Annotated in this window: 16 protein-coding genes; 12 read left to right on the top strand and 4 right to left on the bottom strand. The window is 51.3% G+C overall.

Going from position 1 to position 18,563, the window contains the following annotated elements; all coding sequences use genetic code 11:
• Positions 1-24 precede the first annotated feature (24 nt).
• From BZK41_RS02330 to hrpB, 4 genes are all read right to left on the bottom strand, one after another.
• Entirely contained in the window at positions 25-738 is a 714-nt protein-coding gene (locus tag BZK41_RS02330) for a molecular chaperone (RefSeq protein WP_079937046.1), read from the bottom strand.
• Positions 739-786: 48 nt separating this feature from the next.
• Positions 787-1,356 carry a fimbrial protein gene (locus BZK41_RS02335; protein WP_079937047.1) on the bottom strand — a complete coding sequence of 190 codons (570 nt, stop codon included), beginning with the start codon at positions 1,354-1,356 and terminating at the stop codon, positions 787-789.
• A 404-nt stretch (positions 1,357-1,760) separates the two neighbouring features.
• A complete protein-coding gene (gene mrcB, locus BZK41_RS02340) occupies positions 1,761-4,301 on the bottom strand; it encodes a bifunctional glycosyl transferase/transpeptidase (protein WP_079937048.1) in 2,541 nt (846 codons plus the stop codon).
• A gap of 135 nt (positions 4,302-4,436) precedes the next feature.
• Positions 4,437-6,866: an ATP-dependent helicase HrpB gene (gene hrpB / locus BZK41_RS02345; RefSeq protein WP_172313049.1), complete on the bottom strand. Its 2,430-nt coding sequence runs from the start codon at positions 6,864-6,866 to the stop codon at positions 4,437-4,439.
• Positions 6,867-6,939: 73 nt separating this feature from the next.
• Between hrpB and thpR the strand changes: the two genes are divergently transcribed.
• The 12 genes from thpR (at position 6,940) to BZK41_RS02410 (ending at position 18,558) form a co-directional block, all read left to right on the top strand.
• Entirely contained in the window at positions 6,940-7,470 is a 531-nt protein-coding gene (thpR, locus tag BZK41_RS02350) for an RNA 2',3'-cyclic phosphodiesterase (protein ID WP_079937050.1), read from the top strand.
• A 15-nt stretch (positions 7,471-7,485) separates the two neighbouring features.
• Positions 7,486-8,190: a DNA/RNA nuclease SfsA gene (sfsA, locus tag BZK41_RS02355; RefSeq protein WP_079937051.1), complete on the top strand. Its 705-nt coding sequence runs from the start codon at positions 7,486-7,488 to the stop codon at positions 8,188-8,190.
• A gap of 177 nt (positions 8,191-8,367) precedes the next feature.
• Positions 8,368-8,823 carry an RNA polymerase-binding protein DksA gene (gene dksA / locus BZK41_RS02360; RefSeq protein ID WP_003829221.1) on the top strand — a complete coding sequence of 152 codons (456 nt, stop codon included), beginning with the start codon at positions 8,368-8,370 and terminating at the stop codon, positions 8,821-8,823.
• A gap of 70 nt (positions 8,824-8,893) precedes the next feature.
• Positions 8,894-9,790 carry a tRNA glutamyl-Q(34) synthetase GluQRS gene (gene gluQRS, locus BZK41_RS02365; protein ID WP_079937052.1) on the top strand — a complete coding sequence of 299 codons (897 nt, stop codon included), beginning with the start codon at positions 8,894-8,896 and terminating at the stop codon, positions 9,788-9,790.
• A gap of 71 nt (positions 9,791-9,861) precedes the next feature.
• Entirely contained in the window at positions 9,862-11,259 is a 1,398-nt protein-coding gene (gene pcnB, locus BZK41_RS02370; protein ID WP_204192014.1) for a polynucleotide adenylyltransferase PcnB, read from the top strand.
• Positions 11,260-11,310: 51 nt separating this feature from the next.
• Positions 11,311-11,802: a 2-amino-4-hydroxy-6-hydroxymethyldihydropteridine diphosphokinase gene (gene folK, locus BZK41_RS02375; RefSeq protein WP_003829228.1), complete on the top strand. Its 492-nt coding sequence runs from the start codon at positions 11,311-11,313 to the stop codon at positions 11,800-11,802.
• A gap of 120 nt (positions 11,803-11,922) precedes the next feature.
• Positions 11,923-12,714 (top strand): 3-methyl-2-oxobutanoate hydroxymethyltransferase, encoded by a 792-nt coding sequence (panB, locus tag BZK41_RS02380; protein WP_079937053.1) that lies wholly within the window; start codon positions 11,923-11,925, stop codon positions 12,712-12,714.
• A gap of 79 nt (positions 12,715-12,793) precedes the next feature.
• Positions 12,794-13,648, top strand: a complete 855-nt coding sequence (panC, locus tag BZK41_RS02385) for a pantoate--beta-alanine ligase (protein ID WP_079937054.1) — start codon at positions 12,794-12,796, stop codon at positions 13,646-13,648.
• A gap of 95 nt (positions 13,649-13,743) precedes the next feature.
• Positions 13,744-14,124: an aspartate 1-decarboxylase gene (gene panD, locus BZK41_RS02395; protein ID WP_003018640.1), complete on the top strand. Its 381-nt coding sequence runs from the start codon at positions 13,744-13,746 to the stop codon at positions 14,122-14,124.
• A 319-nt stretch (positions 14,125-14,443) separates the two neighbouring features.
• Positions 14,444-15,058 (top strand): fimbrial protein, encoded by a 615-nt coding sequence (locus tag BZK41_RS02400; protein ID WP_079937055.1) that lies wholly within the window; start codon positions 14,444-14,446, stop codon positions 15,056-15,058.
• Between the two features lie 80 nt (positions 15,059-15,138).
• Positions 15,139-15,882 (top strand): fimbrial chaperone, encoded by a 744-nt coding sequence (locus BZK41_RS02405; RefSeq protein WP_079937056.1) that lies wholly within the window; start codon positions 15,139-15,141, stop codon positions 15,880-15,882.
• Positions 15,883-15,960: 78 nt separating this feature from the next.
• The gene (locus BZK41_RS02410) at positions 15,961-18,558 is read left to right on the top strand and encodes an outer membrane usher protein (RefSeq protein WP_079937057.1); all 2,598 of its coding nucleotides are present in this window, start codon (positions 15,961-15,963) and stop codon (positions 18,556-18,558) included.
• The last annotated feature ends 5 nt before the right edge of the window (positions 18,559-18,563 follow it).

Below are 18,563 nucleotides of genomic sequence, written 5' to 3' on the forward strand. Positions count from 1 at the left end.
TATTACCCATACACGTTATTGTATTTATAACGGTTGGCGCTTTTTCACCGTTGCAGCACCATAATCATTCACTGCGGCCCATGACACATCCCCAACCGCAGCTGCAGATATTGAAAAGATTTGTTCCCCAAAGGGAGGAATCGTCATTGACAATGACTCAGGAACAGAACTGTCTGCGAGGGGTTTTACCGGTTTTCCACCAACAGAGAGTTCTAATAGCGAAATATGAAATGGCGTTGGATTCTTTGCGATTAACTGAGAACCCTGACGACTAAACTGCAAGCGTTCCCACGCCCCGGCCGCTGCTGATTCTTTAAGACTCACCGGCCGCCAAAAAAGTTTCAGCTGTGTCTTGATCGCAAACTGCAGCGTATTTTTATCTTTTAACTCATCAGGCATTGCCGAAACAGATTTAAAGTTAGCAACAAACATCGACTCGCGGTCTTGCGGTAGCGTCCCTTTATCACCAATAAAGACGATATGCAATAACGCCTGGCCGTCAGCGTCCATTTTATAAATCGGCGGAGTGATAATAAAAGGGGCTTTAGTGTTATCCGTTTTTGTTACCCAGCTTTGTATCAGATATTTATTGGCATCTTCTTTATTCTTAATAGATATCTGTACTTCTTTTTTATTCTCAGGGTAAATGATTCTAGTCCCCCCCAAGACAATGCTGGCCTGTACATTTATAGCAATAAGCCCAATGATGGCAAATAAAACGCGCGCATATAATTTCACCCGCAATACTCCCTGGTCAGGCAGCCCCTAAAGGGCTGCCTGTCATACTTAACGATAGAACACGGTAAAATTAGCAGAAGCGTGATATTTACCCGCAGTCGGTTTTGCATCACCAATCTGAATCACTTTCGCGGTGTATTTGAAAATAGAAGGTGTTGCTTCATCACCAGTATTAGCTACATCAGTGGTCGACGCAGGGACAGAGCCATCAAAAATAACATCACTGGTGCCACCATTATTATTGGTTACAGTAATCCCCACATTTTTTGCAGCACTGGCATCCACAAGGTCATTTTTCAGACGCAAGTTTGCACCATCAGTTGTGTCACCGCTGAACATCAGGTTCAGGTTTGCTACAGCTGGGTCGCATTTAGCGAGAGAAATCTGGAAATCTTTTGTCGGACCAATTGAACCATCAGTGCCAAAATTATCCGGATAAGCATCAGCAAAACTAACTACAGAGGTATTTGCGCCAGAACCATCGACATCAATAACGCAAGTGTCCGCGACAATACGACCAGAAAACTCTACCGTACCCGTATCTTCTGCGTATGCAGAGGTATTTACAGCGGCAATCAGGCTTCCAGCCATCAGCACAGTAAGAAGCTTTTTATTCATTAGAATCCCTTAATCAAAGTTATTGAATAGCAAAAATCCATCACCAGTAATAATAAATTACTGGACAGGAATATTTAGGGTGAGCACGGAGAAAAAAGAATAACGGTGTACAAAGAACATGGCCTTACTGAGTTCTCTTCACCAAATCAATACATCGTGTATAGTGTCCCTCTAAACATTAAATCAAAAATACAAATATACTGTCCATAGTGTGCGAAATCTAACAACAGACAAACAATGTTAACTATCTAATTTTCAATGATTTTCATAATAAGTTATTTTACTTAATTCATTTTTAATTAAAATTAAATCGATAAATATAATATATAAATATGAGAATACTTTTCATCTTTGAAAAAAAACACCCGCCAATAGCGGGTGTTTGTACTGAGTTAATTGTTAAATTAGTTACCGCCAAACATCTCTTTAATCCAACCGGCTACCCCGTCACCGTCCTTCTTCTCCTGCTGCGCTGGTTGCTGCTGTTGAGGCTGCTGTTGCTGAGGCTGTTGTGAAGATTGATCGAACGGATTACCCGATTGCTGCAACATCTCACCTTGCTGACACAGTGAATCCGGATCGGTGGTCCATACCGGAAGCGTGCGCATCCCGCCGCTACAAACGAAGTTACCGTCGTAGTCTACGCCCATATCCACCACATCCTCCGGTGGAGTCAGCACCAGCGGTGTGGGCGTCTGGTTGGCCAGATAACGCTGATAAATCGACATCGCGCCGCTGGCACCGTACAGCTTGGTTGGCTGGTTGTTATCGCGGCCCACCCAGGTGATGGTCACCTGGCTGCCGTCGATCCCGGCAAACCAGGTATCCACGTTGTTGTTGGTGGTCCCGGTTTTCCCTGCCAGATGCAAGCCAGGATATTTCGCGCCAAGCTGACGACCTGTACCACGCTGAACCACCTGTTGCATGGTCCACAGCGTCATATACGCCGCCTGCGCCGGAACAGCGCGCTCAGCCTGCGGGAAGCTCTGGTACAGCACGGTACCATCTTCGGCAATCACCGAACGCAGCGCCGACAGTGGCGCACGGTTCCCGCCGCTGGCGATAGTCTGGAACGCCTGTGCAACTTCGATTGGCGTCAGGTTCAACGCCCCCAGCAGCATGGCCGGAACCGGGTTAAGCTGATCTTTAGGCGCGCCCAGCTTCAACCAGGTATCGGTTACCGCAGGCAGACCCAGCGCCATCCCCAGATTTACCGTTGGCACGTTCATTGAACGCGTTAACGCATCCACCAGCATCACTTTCCCGCTTTCGCTATAGCGACGGTCATCGTTCTGCGGCGACCACACCTGCCCGTTCGGCTGACGCAGCGCAATTGGGGCATCGGCAATCCAGGTATTCAGGCGGTACAACTTCGGCTGGCTGAGTGCGGTCAGATAAGTCGCAGGCTTGGCCAGAGAACCAATCGAACGACGCGCCTGCATCGCACGGTTATAGCCCGCAAACTGCGGTTCGGCTCCACCGACCATAGCGCGGACTTCACCGCTAAAGCGGTCAACGACCACAATCGCGGTTTCCAAATCGCTCAGCTTACGCTGTTTCTTCAGTACCGGAATGCCTTCCACCGCCGCTTTTTCTGCAGCGTCCTGCGCCACGGAATCAAAGGTGGTGAAAATCTTCACGCCGGAGAGATCTTTAACTTTATCGCCCAGCTTCGCCTGTAGCTCCTGACGCACCATCTGCATAAATGCAGGCTGCGGGGAGATAACCCCACCACGCGGCTGTACGCCTAACGGACGCGCACTCAGCATGTCATACAGATCCTGGTCGATAATTTGCTGCTGCTGCAGCAAACGCAGAACCAGATTACGACGCTCCAGCGCCAGTTTCGGGTTACGCCACGGGTTGTAGATCGACGCCCCTTTAACCATCCCCACCAGCAGCGCCTGCTGGTCGAGGCTCAGCTCTTCTACCGGACGGCCGAAATAATAGAGGCTCGCCAGCGGGAAACCACGAATCTCGTTATCGCCGCTTTGACCGAGATAGACTTCGTTCATGTACAGCTCAAGAATGCGGTCTTTGCTGTAACGCGCATCCATGATCAGCGCCATATAGGCTTCGTTGGCCTTACGCCAGTAGGAACGCTCGCTGGACAGGAACAGGTTTTTCACCAGCTGCTGAGTCAGCGTACTGGCCCCCTGAACTGTACGACCAGCCGTCAGGTTCGCCAGCACCGCGCGACCAATGGAATAGAGGCTGATACCGTCATGCTCATAGAAGTGACGGTCTTCGGTCGCCAGCAGCGTATCCACCAGCAGATCCGGGAAGCCGCTACGCGGAACAAACAGGCGCTGCTCACCGTTAGGTGAAGAGAGCATGGTGATCAAACGCGGATCGAGACGGAAGAAACCGAACTGGCGGTTGTTATCCATATTCTCGATGGTGTCCAGATGATCGCCGTCAAAGGTCAGACGCGCGCGCACCTGCCCTTCTTTGCTGTCCGGGAAGTCAAACGGACGACGAATCATCTCGATGCTCTTCGCCTGCACGGTAAATTCGCCCGGACGCGTCATCTTCGTCACCTGACGGTACTGCGTGGCCTCCAGCAGCTTCACCATCTCGTTCTTGCCGATAGGCATTTCTGGCTCAAGGTTAACCATACGGCCATATACTGCCGCAGGAAGCTGCCAGACTTTGCCATCAATACGGCTACGAATTTTTTGGTCCAGATAAACACCATAAATGGCGATCAGCACCAAAAAGACAATCGACAGTTTTACCAGCAGCCAGAACCAGCCGCGCTTACCACGAGGCTTACGCCCTTTGCCTTTACCCTTACGCGGCATCGGTTCTTCATCCTCATAGTCATCATCATCATAATCGTCGTCATACTCTTCATCTCTGAGTTGACGACGACTCACCTTTTGTTTCACCGGACGCGAGGGTTTCCCTTTACGTCCAATTGGCTCGCGGTCATTCCCCGCCATGCTTTTTCTCCGCAACATTCAGGCGCAAGGGCCCGATTCTCTGTTCTTCCGTCCTGCGACAGAAGAAGAAATCTCTCAATTATTACCGCTCTTTCGCCGGATGCGGCATAACGCCTTATCCAGCCTACCGTTTCATTACGAATACTTTTTGGTGCGCCGCGTTGGCGCGGTATTCGCCGGATCGTCCGGCCAGACATGTTTGGGATAACGCCCTTTCATCTCTTTTTGCACCTCACGGTACGATCCCTGCCAGAACGCGCTCAGATCGCTCGTCACCTGTAGCGGTCTTTGGGCCGGAGACAGCAGCTCCAGCACCAGCGGCACGCGTCCCTGGGCGATGGTTGGTGTCTTCGCTTCACCAAACATTTCCTGCATCCGAACTGCTAATACCGGAGGATTATCCTCATGATAGCGAATGGCAATCCGGCTTCCTGTCGGCACAGTGTAATGCGCCGGCAGTTCACTATCCAGACGTTGCAGCATTGACCAGTCCAGCAAACCGCGCAACGCCTGAGCCACATTTAGCGCTTTTAATGCACGTAACGAGTGTACACCGCTCATGTGCGGCAGCAGCCAGCTCTCCAGCGTCGCCAGCAGAGACTCCTCATCTACCGCGGGCCAGTCGTATTCTGGCAACCAGTTTGCCGCACATTGCAGACGCAGTCGAAACTGCTCGGCTTCCGGCGTCCAGTTGAGCACACTTAGCCCTTTATCGCGAATGCCGTTCAACATAGCCTGATGCAACTCCTCTTCTGAGGGTTTGGCCAATGGCTGTACTTTTACCGTGAGCTGACCAATGCGCGACCGACGCCATGCTTTTAATGTTCCCTGGGTTTCATCCCATTCGATGGTGTCGGATTGTTGCAGCAGCTCAGGACATGCCTGCATCAGCGCCTCAATATCCAGCGGCAGAGCCAGCAAAATACGCGCGTCTGGCGAAGCGCTGCCCTGCAACAAAAGTGGTGCTATCAGCCATTCATGGCGTCCTGAAGCGTCATCAGCATCCAGCATTGCGCCCATACCATTCGCCAGTTGATAGCGCCCTTCCTGCCCGCGTCGACGCGCGATCCGATCGGCAAACGCCCGCGCCAGCAACGAGGGGAGTAGCGTGCTGTCCGGCTGTCCGCTGCGAACGTTAAGCCGTTTCAGCAACTGTTGACTGCGCTGCTGCCAGGCGGGGTGATTTCGTGAAAACGCTACAGACAGATCGGTACTGCCACCGCGCGGCGGCTCTTCCAGAATCGCAGCCAGTTTTGCCGCCGTTGCCGCTTCATTCTCATTTGTGGCGCTAACCAGCATAGCCGCTAAACGGGGATCGTTACCCAACGCCGCCATTTTCTGCCCCGTGGCGCTAAGCCTGTCGCCTTCAAGCGCGCCCAGCATCTGCAACAGCCGTTTTGCCGCCTGCAGATTGACGGCAGGCGGTGTATCCAGCCAATTCAGTTGCTCAGGGTCGGTACATCCCCATTGCAGCAACTCCATCAGCAGCCCGGACAGGTCGCTCTGTAATATCTCCGCTTCTCCCTGTGCCGCCGCCCTTTCCGCCTGCTCTTTGGCTAGCAGATGCAAACAAATACCGGGTTCCAGACGTCCTGCGCGCCCCGCGCGCTGAGTCATCGAAGCCTGGCTGATGCGCTGGGTAATCAGTCGTGTCAAACCGGTACGCACGTCATAGCGCGCCACGCGCTCCTGAGCGCAGTCCACCACCAGCCGGATGCCTTCAATCGTTAAGCTGGTTTCGGCAATATTAGTCGCCAGCACCACTTTGCGTTTGCCTTGTGGCGCGGGCACAATCGCCTGACGCTGCTCGGAAAGCGTTAATGCGCCATACAGTGGACACAGCACAGCATCGCTGCCCACACGCGTAGCCAACTGCTCCTGTACGCGCAGGATTTCGCCCACACCCGGTAAAAACAGCAGCAGCGATCCACTTTCATGGCGCAATAGCTCCGCCGTGGCTATCGCCACCGCTTCATCAAAACGCAGATGCGCCGCCAACGGCTGATACCGCCGCTCAACGGGAAATGCACGGCCTTGCGAGACAATCGTCGGCGCATCGGGCAACATCTGCTGCAAACGCCCGTTATCCAGAGTGGCGGACATGATCAACAGTTTCAGATCGTCACGCAGCCCTTGCTGCACATCCAGCAACAGCGCCAGCGCCAGGTCGGCCTGTAAACTCCGTTCGTGAAATTCATCGAGGATCACTAACCCGACGCCCGTCAGTTCGGGATCGCGTTGGATCATCCGCGTCAGGACGCCCTCTGTTACCACCTCCAGTCGGGTCTGCGGCCCTACGCAGCTTTGCGCGCGCATGCGATAACCCACGGTCTCGCCAGGCTTTTCATTCAGCAATTCCGCTAACCGCTGCGCCACGTTACGCGCTGCCAGGCGACGCGGCTCCAGCAAAATAATCCGTCCCTTGATACCGCGATGCTCAAGAAGTCGTAACGGCAGCCAGGTCGATTTCCCGGCACCGGTCGGCGCCGTCAGCAAAACCTGCGACGAGGTATCAAGAGCGGTAAGCAGTTCAGGCACTACGGCGGCAACGGGCAACGACGTCACAAATGACTCCAGAGGGTTAACATTCTTCGCGCTGCATTGTAGCATCGCGTTAATTCATAACCGAGTATCCATCATGTCTGAGCCAAAAAGGCTGTTCTTTGCGATTGAATTGCCAGGCGAGGTTCGGGAGCAGCTAATCCACTGGCGAGCCGCGCAGTTCCCCCCGGAAGCGGGTCGTCCCGTCGCGTCTGATAATTTGCATCTGACACTGGCCTTTTTAGGCGACGTCAGCGACGAGAAGCAGCAGGCGCTGTCACAGTTAGCGGGACGTATTCGCCAGCCGGGTTTTACGCTCAAATTCGATGATGCCGGGCAATGGTTGCGATCCCGGGTCGTGTGGCTGGGAATGCGTCAGCCGCCGCGCGGACTGCTGCAACTGGCGAATATGCTGCGGGCACAGGCCGCACGCAGCGGGTGCTACCAAAGCCCGCAGCCGTTTCATCCACATATCACGCTGCTGCGCGATGCCGGTCACGCGGTGTCAATCCCACCACCGGGCTTTGGCTGGTCGTTTCCAGTCACGGAATTTGCGCTTTATTCCTCCTCATTTGCGCGAGGACGCACGCGTTACACGCAGTTGCAACGCTGGACGCTGACTGAATAATCAAAGGGACTGTTTATGCAATTTTCTCCACCTTTACAACCAGCAACGCTCATTCAGCGCTATAAGCGCTTTTTAGCGGATGTGATCACACCAGATGGCACAGAGTTAACGCTACACTGCCCAAATACCGGTGCGATGACCGGATGCGCAACGCCAGGTGACACCGTTTGGTATTCGACATCAGAAAATACTAAACGCAAATATCCACATACCTGGGAATTAACGCAAACTCAATCCGGTGAATTTATTTGTGTTAACACGCTGTGGGCCAACAGATTAACGAAAGAGGCGATTCAACAGGCGTTAATTTCAGAAGTTTCAGGCTATAGCACTTTGAAAAGTGAAGTAAAATACGGCGCCGAAGGGAGCCGCATCGACTTTTTGTTACAGGCAGATTCCCGACCTGACTGCTATATTGAAGTGAAATCAGTCACGTTGGCGGAAAAAGAGCAGGGTTATTTTCCCGATGCCATCACTGAACGAGGTCAGAAGCATCTTCGGGAATTGATGAGCGTAGCGGCTGAAGGCAAGCGGGCAGTGATATTTTTCGCCGTGCTACATTCAGCCATTACACGGTTTTCACCCGCGCACCATATCGATGCGAAATATGCGCAATTATTAGTTGAAGCACAGCTTAAGGGGGTAGAAATTCTGGTTTATAAAGCGGAACTTTCTGCCCACGGTATGACTCTTAAAGAGCCGTTGCCCATTACCTTGTAATGGTGTAAATATCTGGTCAATTAGTATTCCGGGCGCGTGGGCAAATACGCTTTTCCTCACAGGGTTGTCAAGTGTTACGTTTAGATAATTGCTATCCGGAAAAGCATCTGCTATTTATAGCGACCTGATTTTTCCCCCGAACATGGGGATCGATAGTGCGTGTTAAGGAGAAGCAACATGCAAGAAGGGCAAAACCGTAAAACATCGTCCCTGAGTATTCTCGCCATCGCTGGGGTGGAGCCGTACCAGGAGAAACCGGGCGAAGAGTATATGAACGAAGCCCAGCTGTCGCACTTCAGGCGTATTCTTGAGGCATGGCGTAATCAACTTAGGGATGAAGTCGATCGCACCGTAACTCATATGCAAGACGAAGCGGCTAACTTCCCTGATCCGGTGGACCGCGCCGCGCAGGAAGAAGAATTCAGCCTTGAGCTGCGTAACCGTGACCGTGAGCGCAAACTGATCAAAAAGATCGAGAAGACGCTGAAGAAAGTAGAAGACGAAGATTTCGGCTACTGCGAATCATGCGGCGTAGAAATTGGTATTCGCCGTCTGGAAGCGCGTCCGACAGCCGATCTGTGCATCGACTGTAAAACGCTGGCAGAAATCCGCGAAAAACAAATGGCAGGTTAATTCCGGTCATTTTTACCACGTTTACTACAGGCGGGAGCTTCTCCCGCCTTATTATTTGTTAGTCCGCAAAATGAGCGATTCACACTATATAGGCCGCTTCGCCCCTTCCCCTTCTGGCGAACTGCATTTCGGTTCACTGATTGCCGCCCTCGGGAGTTACTTGCAGGCCCGCGCCCGTCGAGGAATCTGGCGAGTACGCATTGAAGATATTGACCCCCCTCGTGAAGTTCCCGGTGCTGCAGACACGATACTGCGTCAGCTGGAACATTACGGACTGCACTGGGATGGCGATATTTTATGGCAATCCCAACGTCATGATGCCTACCGCGAGGCGCTCGCCTGGCTGCACCAGCAGGATCTGAGCTATTACTGCACCTGTACGCGCGCGCGTATTCAAAGCGTCGGCGGCATTTACGACGGCCACTGCCGCGAGTTACGCCACGGGCCGGAAAAGGCGGCAGTGCGCATTAAGCAACGCCATCCGGTAATGCAGTTTACGGACCAACTACGCGGTGAGATTCAGGCTGACCCGCAGCTTGCGAGGGAAGATTTTATTATCCACCGACGCGACGGGCTGTTTGCCTATAACCTCGCCGTGGTGGTTGATGACCACTTTCAGGGCGTAACGGAGATTGTACGCGGCGCCGATCTTATCGAACCCACGGTGCGGCAAATCTCTTTGTATCAGCAGTTTGGCTGGCAAGCGCCTGACTATATTCATCTTCCACTGGCGCTCAACGAGCAAGGCGCTAAACTTTCAAAACAAAATCATGCACCTGCGCTGCCGCAAGGCGATCCGCGTCCGGTGATTATTGCCGCGCTACGCTTTCTCGGCCAGCGTGCCGATATCCCGTGGCAGGAGATGCGTGTGGACCAGATCCTGGCGTTTGCCGTTGAGAACTGGCGCCTGACAACAGTGCCTGAATCGGCGATCTTAAATCCGGCATTCTCAAATGCATCATGCTGAGCTATGATTAGCCGCTATTTTTACACAGCAACACTTGTTCTGATTGAAGTTTGACACTACCGAGGTGCACTATTTTTACCCGAGTCGCTAATTTTTGCCGCAAGGTGCTAAGCCGCGAGGAGCGCGAGGCTGAGCTCGCCGTCGCCCGTCCACATATGACGGTAATTCCGCGTGAGCAGCACTCTATCTCCCGCAAAGATATCAGTGAAAATGCCCTGAAGGTAATGTACAGGCTCAATAAGGCCGGATACGAGGCATGGCTGGTTGGCGGTGGTGTGCGCGATCTTTTGCTGGGCAAAAAGCCGAAAGATTTTGATGTCACCACTAACGCAACGCCGGATCAGGTGCGAAAACTGTTTCGTAACTGCCGCCTGGTAGGTCGCCGTTTCCGTCTGGCCCATGTCATGTTTGGCCCGGAAATTATCGAAGTGGCAACTTTCCGCGGTCATCATGAAGGCAGCGAATCCGATCGCACAACCTCACAGCGTGGGCAGAACGGTATGCTGCTGCGCGACAACATCTTCGGCTCTATCGAAGAAGATGCCCAGCGTCGCGACTTCACGATTAACAGCCTGTACTACAGCGTGGCCGATTTCACCGTACGTGATTACGTCGGGGGAATGCAGGATCTCGAAGAGGGCATCATTCGCCTGATCGGTAATCCGGAAACGCGCTATCGCGAAGATCCCGTTCGCATGCTGCGCGCCGTACGCTTTGCCGCCAAGCTCGACATGCGTATCAGCCCGGAAACCGCGGAGCCTATCCCGCGTCTGGCAACGCTGCTTAACGATATTCCTCCCGCACGCCTGTTTGAAGAAGCACTAAAACTATTACAGGCGGGCTATGGATACGAAACCTATAAAAAACTGCGTGAGTACAGCCTGTTCCAGCCGCTGTTCCCAACCATTACGCGCTATTTCACCGAAGACGGTGACAGCCCGATGGAACGCATCATTGCCCAGGTATTGAAGAATACCGACAACCGCATTCACAATGATATGCGCGTTAACCCGGCCTTCTTGTTCGCGGCAATGTTCTGGTATCCGCTACTGGAAGCCGCACAGAAAATTGCGCAAGAAAGCGGTCTGGCCTACTACGACGCTTTCGCGCTGGCAATGAACGACGTGCTGGACGAAGCCTGCCGCTCACTGGCGATCCCGAAACGTCTGACCTCGCTGACCCGCGATATCTGGCAGCTACAGTTACGGATGTCCCGTCGCCAGGGTAAACGCGCCTGGAAGCTGATGGAACATCCAAAGTTCCGCGCCGCTTACGACCTGTTAGCGCTGCGTGCCGAAGTCGAACACAATGCGGAATTGCAGCGACTGGCGAAATGGTGGGGTGAATTCCAGGTTTCTGCGCCGCCGGAACAAAAAGGTATGCTGAACGAGCTGGATGAAGAGCCAGACGCACGTCGGCGCCATCGTCGCCCGCGTAAACGCGCGCCACGCCGTGAAGGCTCCGCATGACCCATCACGTATATCCAACAAATTTCGAGTCGCATCAAGGTGGTGACACAGATGCAGCTTGAAAAACGACGGGTATATATCGCCCTCGGCAGTAATTTAGCCTCCCCTCTGGAGCAGGTTAATGCTGCCGTGAAAGCGATAGGTGAAATCCCTGACAGCCGAATCGTGGCTGTCTCCTCGTTCTACCGTACGCCGCCATTAGGCCCACAGGATCAACCCGATTACCTGAACGCCGCCGTCGCGCTGGAAACCACCCTCGCACCGGAAGAATTGCTCAATCACACCCAACGCATTGAGTTACAGCAGGGCCGGGTGCGCAAAGCTGAACGCTGGGGACCGCGAACGCTGGACCTCGACATTATGCTGTTTGGCGATGAAGTGATTAACACCGAACGTCTGACCGTGCCTCACTACGACATGAAAAACCGTGGTTTTATGCTGTGGCCGTTATTCGAAATTGCTCCTGAGCTTATCTTTCCGGATGGTATCAGCCTGCATCAGCACCTTACCCATCTTGGTGCAGCAAAACCTGCACACTGGTAAAGCATCTCCTCCCCTTTAGCGTTTACTGCTTTAGCGCCAAACGATTGCTTAAAACAATTGCCCCCCTGAATGTGACTGTTAGAATGCCGATAAATATGACTTTCATTATCAGGAAATGTTATGAAACCCACCACCATTTCACTGCTGCAGAAATGCAAGCAAGAGAAAAAACGCTTCGCGACAATTACCGCCTACGACTACAGCTTCGCTAAGTTATTTGCCGACGAAGGTATCAATGTGATGCTGGTTGGCGACTCGCTGGGCATGACGATTCAGGGACATGATTCCACTCTGCCCGTGACCGTTGAAGATATCGCTTACCACACTCGTGCCGTGCGTCGTGGCGCACCCAACTGTCTACTGCTCTCCGACCTGCCGTTTATGGCTTACGCCACCCCAGAACAGGCGTTTGAAAACGCCGCGGTGGTCATGCGTGCGGGCGCCAATATGGTCAAAATTGAAGGCGGCGCCTGGCTGGTCGATACGGTGAAAATGCTCACTGAACGCGCCGTGCCGGTTTGTGGTCATCTGGGATTAACGCCCCAGTCGGTGAATATCTTCGGTGGCTATAAAATTCAGGGCCGCGGCGATGCCGGACAAGTGCTGCTGGATGACGCGCTGGCCTTAGAAGCCGCTGGCGCTCAGTTGCTGGTGCTGGAGTGCGTACCGGTTGAGCTGGCGAAGCGTGTCACGGAAGCGCTGTCGATTCCGGTGATTGGTATTGGTGCCGGTAACGTCACCGACGGGCAAATTCTCGTTATGCATGATGCGTTTGGCATTACCGGCGGCCATATCCCAAAATTTGCGAAGAATTTCCTCAATGAAGCAGGCGACATGCGTGCCGCGGTGCGGCAGTATAGGGCTGAAGTGGAGTCCGGCGTTTACCCGGGTGAAGAACACAGTTTCCACTAATTTTTCTGACTGTGCCGGATGACAACGCTACGTTTATTATCCGGCCTACGGTTCATCAGGCAACTCAAGGAGTCTTGTTGTGCTAATCATTGAAACCCTGCCGCTGCTGCGCCAGCATATTCGTCGTCTGCGTCAGGAAGGTAAACGCGTCGCACTGGTTCCCACTATGGGCAACCTGCACGACGGCCATATGAAGCTGGTCGACGAGGCAAAAGCCCGGGCCGATGTGGTAATCGTCAGCATTTTCGTCAACCCGATGCAGTTTGATCGACCGGACGATCTGGTACGTTATCCACGCACGCTGCAGGAAGATTGTGAAAAGCTGAACAAGCGCAAAGTCGATTATGTTTTTGCGCCAGCCGTAGAAGAAATCTACCCGCAGGGCCTGGAAGGCCAGACTTTCGTTGACGTTCCCGGTCTTTCCACCATGCTGGAAGGCGCCAGTCGTCCGGGTCATTTCCGCGGCGTTTCCACAATCGTCAGCAAGCTGTTCAACCTGATTCAGCCAGACATCGCTTGCTTTGGTGAGAAAGATTTCCAGCAACTGGCGCTAATCCGCAAAATGGTCGCGGACATGAGTTATGACATTGAGATCGTCGGTGTGCCGATTATTCGCGCCAAAGACGGTCTGGCTCTCAGCTCGCGTAACGGTTATCTGACCGCTGAGCAGCGCAAAATCGCGCCGGGTCTGCACAAAGTGATGAATAGCATCGCTGAAAAGCTGATTGCGGGTAATCGTGAGCTGCAAGAGATTATTGCCATTGCCGAACAGGAACTGAATGAAAAAGGCTTCCGCGCCGATGATATTCAAATCCGTGATGCCGACACGCTGCTGGAGCTGACGGAAACCAGTAAACGTGCGGTAATTCTGGCCGCCGCCTGGCTGGGTCAGGCGCGTCTGATCGATAATCAAAGCGTTACATTAGCCCAGTAGACAGGGGTTAAAAATCAGGCAATACTGCCTGATAATTTCTCAAAGCAGGCCACAAATGCCTGCTTAGCTAGGGTAAACGACAGGGTATAGAAGTTATGATTCGCACTATGCTGCAAGGCAAGCTCCACCGTGTAAAAGTCACGCAGGCGGACCTGCACTACGAAGGCTCCTGCGCCATCGACCAGGATTTCCTCGATGCCTCAGGTATTCTGGAAAACGAAGCTATTGATATCTGGAACGTGACCAACGGTAAACGTTTCTCAACCTATGCGATTGCGGCTGAACGCGGATCCAGAATCATCTCGGTGAATGGTGCAGCGGCCCATTGCGCTGATGTTGGCGATATTGTAATTATCGCCAGCTTCGTCACCATGTCGGATGAAGAAGCCCGTACCTGGCGTCCGAAAGTGGCTTATTTTGAAGGCGACAACGAAATGAAACGCACCGCGAAAGCCATTCCGGTTCAGGTTGCATAATTAGTAATACAATAACAATTCATCCACTAAATAAATATTTAGCGGATGAATTGTTTATTTTAATTAATTCATTATTTATTCATTGCTAATATATTATATTATCAATAAATAGCACCCTCACTTAATCTCTTGTTTATTAAGCAAAAGAAATTTCACTTAAAAGTAACTAAAGAATTTCTAATTTAATCTCCATTTATTTATTACAACGCTCCCTATACACTGCTCTGCGAAATTAAATATTTCAACAAATAATATACTCAATTTCACATGGCGAAATGTATATTATTTATAATTAAATCTCTATATATGGATATGAGAAATGTCTTTTAAAAAATATGGTTTGGCAGCAGCTATTGTTATGGCATTAAGCGCGGGTTCCGCTATGGCGGCAGATCCAATTCCTTCTGATACAGGCACCATTACTTTCCACGGTCTGGTTTCTAATAACACCTGTAAAATCTCTTTGGATCAAAAAATCGATCAGAACGGTAACGATTTCGACGTTAACCTGGATACCGTATTTGTGAAAGATTTTGCCAATGCGCTGGGCACCGCCAGCACCCTGGGTGAGAAGAAATTCTCTCTGTCCCTGACGGGTTGTGATCCATTAACCGTGAAGCAAGCATCTGCACAGTTTGATTCCTGGGCCGGTTCTTCTTCTACTGATAAAGGCCTGCTGGTTCCGCCGGCAAACACTCAGGGCGCAGCTAAAAATGTAAACCTGGTACTGTCTAACGATGGTAACTCTGCAACCGATCAAATCAAAATCGATCAGACCAACAACACCCAAACAGCAACTGTTGATGCAACCGGTACAGGTAACCTGTACTACCGCGTAGCCTACACCCAGGGTCAGGGTTGGGATGCAGCAAGCAGCCCAGTATCTGCGGGTACCGTGCAGGCACAGGTTGCCTTCACTATGATTTACGAATAATCAATTTCGTTTTCATCACTGTAATTATCCCCCAGCGCCTGTTGGGGGATTATTGTTTATCACGCCAAAAGGAAGTGGAAATGCTTCGTGCTTCGTTGTTTAAAGGATTAAAAGTCACCTGTCTCGCTGCGGCATTTCTAACGGCATTTCAGGCTAGCGCAGATATCGTGATATCAGGAACACGTATCGTATATCCTCAGTCATCTAAGGATGTGATTGTTAATCTGGATAACCGGGGCAACAAACCGTTGCTGGTACAATCCTGGCTGGACGATGGCCGTGACGGTACTAATCCTCAGGAACTTAAGCTACCTTTTGTTATCACTCCGCCTGTATCACGTATTGATCCACAGAAAGGTCAATCTGTGCGAATCACCTACCTGGGAGGAGCATTACCCCAGGATCGTGAATCTTTATTTTGGTTTAACGTACTTGAAATCCCACCTAAAGCAAAAGCGAAAGAGGGAGAAAGTCTGAACCAGCTCCAACTGGCATTTCGTACGCGCATAAAATTATTCTATCGCCCGGATGGACTGAAAGGTACGCCAGGAGATGCAGCGACAAATATTTCATGGTCGCAAAAGAAAGACGGAAATAGTGTCTCACTTGTGGCGCATAACAATTCTCCATACAACGTTTCTATTTCTGCGGTGAAATTTAAAACAGCCGCAAGAACGTTTGACGTGACGAGTCAATCTGCTCTGCCATTTAGCAATGCCACAATGGCTGTGAATGGATTGACAAATCCCACAAGCGGCACCGTTCAGTTTATTACGATAAATGACAATGGCGGTAATGATAACCGTGAAGCTATCGTCAAATAAACTGGCACTTATTTAACACTCCCCTGACTGTTTTAACGCTGCGGGTAAAGATTACCCGCATTGACAAATGGATGTGCCATGTTGTTTCGACGCTCGTTATTATGCCTCGCGGTCACTACCGCTTTACCTTTATGCGTTTGCGCCGCTGACAAATCCCCGGTTGAGCAAATGCCGGAGAGTGATGATGCTGTTGAATTTAACGATCAGTTTTTATTGAATAGTGGCGGCAATATTGATGTCAGCCGTTTTGCGCACGGCAACCCTATTTTACCGGGAACCTACCGCGCCAAAGTAAATCTGAATGGTACTTTGAAATCAACGTCCGAAATCACATTCAAGGATAATGGTACGCCTCGTGCTGCGCCGTGCATAACCAAACTCCTGCTGGCACAGTCTGGCGTTGATACCCATATGCTGGATGATGATATTGCGGATGAAGATAATACGACATGCGTCGATACTAAAAAATTCTACCCAGGTTCATCGGCTAATTTCGACAGCAGTAAGCAGGCAATGGATCTCAGTTTTCCGCAGATCTATGTTCTGAAACTCCCTGCAGGGTATGTTGACCCGTCACTCTGGGAAAATGGTATCCCTGCTGCATTGCTTTCTTATGACATGAATGCCTGGCATAGCGAAAGCAATGGAACCGAATCTGACACCGGCTATGCTGGCCTTCGCTATGGCTTAAATATGGGGCCGTGGCGTCTGCGTTCGCGCGGAAACGTCAACTGGGATCAAGATAACGGCATAACGTACAGAAGCCAGGATATCTATCTCCAGCGCGATATAACGCGCCTTAGCGCGCAAATGGTGTTTGGTGATTCATACACCCGTGGTGAAGCTTTTGATTCCGTCAGCCTGCGCGGGGCAAGGATGTATAGCGACGATCGCATGTTGCCAATGGGGTCCACAGGTTACGCACCGGTAATCCGTGGAGTGGCGAACAGTAACGCAAAAGTCAGCGTCTCTCAGAGCGGAAATAAGATTTACGAGACAACCGTCCCACCTGGCGCATTTGAAATCAACGACCTGAGCACTACCGGCTACGGTAACGATCTTCTGGTGACGATTGAAGAAGCGGACGGCAGTAAACGTTCATTTACCGTTCCGTTCTCCTCTGTGACGCAAATGCTGCGTCCAGGCGCCACACGTTGGGATATGGGCGTAGGGGAACTTAATGATGATTCACTATCCGAAAAACCAAAAGTCGGTTACGGCACATTTTATTATGGCCTGAACAATACATTCACGGGATATGTGGGTGCGCAATATAGCGACATGGATTTTTATGCCGGATTAGTCGGTCTGGCAATGAATACCGAAATTGGGGCATTTGCATTTGATGTTACCCAATCACACGCGGAAATTGACGGGCTCGGCACGCTCAGTGGACAAAGCTATCGTTTAACGTATAGCAAAATGATCGCTGCGACCAACACGTCATTTAACGTGGCGGCTTATCGTTTTTCAACCGAAGATTATCTGAGTCTGAACGACGCGGCATCTCTTGAGAACAGCATCAAGTACCAAAAGTATGCCAACCGTAGCTATGACTCAAGCACCAGCCTTTACGATGATTACCAGCGAACCAAGAACCAGGTTCAAATTAGCCTTAACCAACCGCTGGAATCAAACGGCGCACAATACGGTTCGTTATTCGTCAGCGGCACATGGCAAGACTATTGGAACGGTGCAAGTTCATCATCGAACTACAACATTGGTTATAACAACAGTTTTGCCTATGGCAGTTACAGCCTGTCGGTACAACGCACCTATGATCAAACGGGAGCGAAAGACGATAGCGTTTATTTAAGCCTGAGTATTCCGTTAAGTGTTTTCTCAAATAAAGATACTCGTTCTGGTGGTTTCTCAAATATCAACATGGGCCTGCGCTCAGATCTGAAGGGTGGGACCAGCTTTAACTCATCCGCAAGCGGAAATACACAGGACAATAAGGTGAGCTATTCCGTCAGCGCGGCCTCCAGCGGGGGCAACTACGGTAATCTTAACCAGGTCAGCGGCTACAGCTCATGGAATAGTGAATATGGCCCGCTGGGTATTTCGGCATCGTTCGGCGACGATAACAGCAAACAATATTCCGCAACCTACAGTGGTGGAATGGTATTGCATTCCGGCGGTTTGGCTTTTGCACCTGGCAGTATTGGCGATAACGACTCTCTGGCTTTGGTAAAAGCCAGTGGTGCCAAAGGCGCCCGTCTCGGCTATGGCAACAGCGAAATCGATAGCTCCGGTTACGGCATTCTGCCGTATATGTCGGCCTACCGAGAAAACCGCGTCTCGCTGGATATCAGCACGCTCGAAAATGATGTTGAGGTTAAAAACACCAGCGAAGTGACCGTGCCACGTAGCGGATCTATTGTTCTGGTGAACTTTGAAACCGATGAAGGCCGCTCGCTTATTCTGGAACTTCAGCGCAGCGATAAAGGCTTTATTCCTCTGGGTGCAGATGTGTTCAATGAGAAAAACGAACCTGTAGGAGCGGTTGGCCAGGCAGGGCAAGCGTACGTTCGCGGTGTAGAAGATCAGGGTGTATTACATATTGTTTGGGGTAATGGTAAAGACAGTTCTTGTTCGGTTCATTACCAATTAACTCAAACAACTACAAAAGCAGGTCTGACGCCTATTTTAAGTAATCAGTTGTGCCAAATGTAATTATT

This window comes from Citrobacter sp. A316 (genome assembly GCF_002042945.1).
GTDB lineage: Bacteria > Pseudomonadota > Gammaproteobacteria > Enterobacterales > Enterobacteriaceae > Citrobacter > Citrobacter portucalensis.

Excerpts from the sequence above, each read along its gene's own strand:
- folK (WP_003829228.1), top strand. The coding sequence starts at position 11,311 with ATGCAGCTTGAAAAACGACGGGTATATATCGCCCTCGGCAGTAATTTA.
- BZK41_RS02335 (WP_079937047.1), bottom strand. The coding sequence starts at position 1,356 with ATGAATAAAAAGCTTCTTACTGTGCTGATGGCTGGAAGCCTGATTGCC.
- dksA (WP_003829221.1), top strand. The coding sequence starts at position 8,368 with ATGCAAGAAGGGCAAAACCGTAAAACATCGTCCCTGAGTATTCTCGCC.
- thpR (WP_079937050.1), top strand. The coding sequence starts at position 6,940 with ATGTCTGAGCCAAAAAGGCTGTTCTTTGCGATTGAATTGCCAGGCGAG.
- BZK41_RS02405 (WP_079937056.1), top strand. The coding sequence starts at position 15,139 with ATGCTTCGTGCTTCGTTGTTTAAAGGATTAAAAGTCACCTGTCTCGCT.
- sfsA (WP_079937051.1), top strand. The coding sequence starts at position 7,486 with ATGCAATTTTCTCCACCTTTACAACCAGCAACGCTCATTCAGCGCTAT.
- panD (WP_003018640.1), top strand. The coding sequence starts at position 13,744 with ATGATTCGCACTATGCTGCAAGGCAAGCTCCACCGTGTAAAAGTCACG.
- BZK41_RS02400 (WP_079937055.1), top strand. The coding sequence starts at position 14,444 with ATGTCTTTTAAAAAATATGGTTTGGCAGCAGCTATTGTTATGGCATTA.
- BZK41_RS02410 (WP_079937057.1), top strand. The coding sequence starts at position 15,961 with ATGTTGTTTCGACGCTCGTTATTATGCCTCGCGGTCACTACCGCTTTA.
- mrcB (WP_079937048.1), bottom strand. The coding sequence starts at position 4,301 with ATGGCGGGGAATGACCGCGAGCCAATTGGACGTAAAGGGAAACCCTCG.
- panB (WP_079937053.1), top strand. The coding sequence starts at position 11,923 with ATGAAACCCACCACCATTTCACTGCTGCAGAAATGCAAGCAAGAGAAA.
- gluQRS (WP_079937052.1), top strand. The coding sequence starts at position 8,894 with ATGAGCGATTCACACTATATAGGCCGCTTCGCCCCTTCCCCTTCTGGC.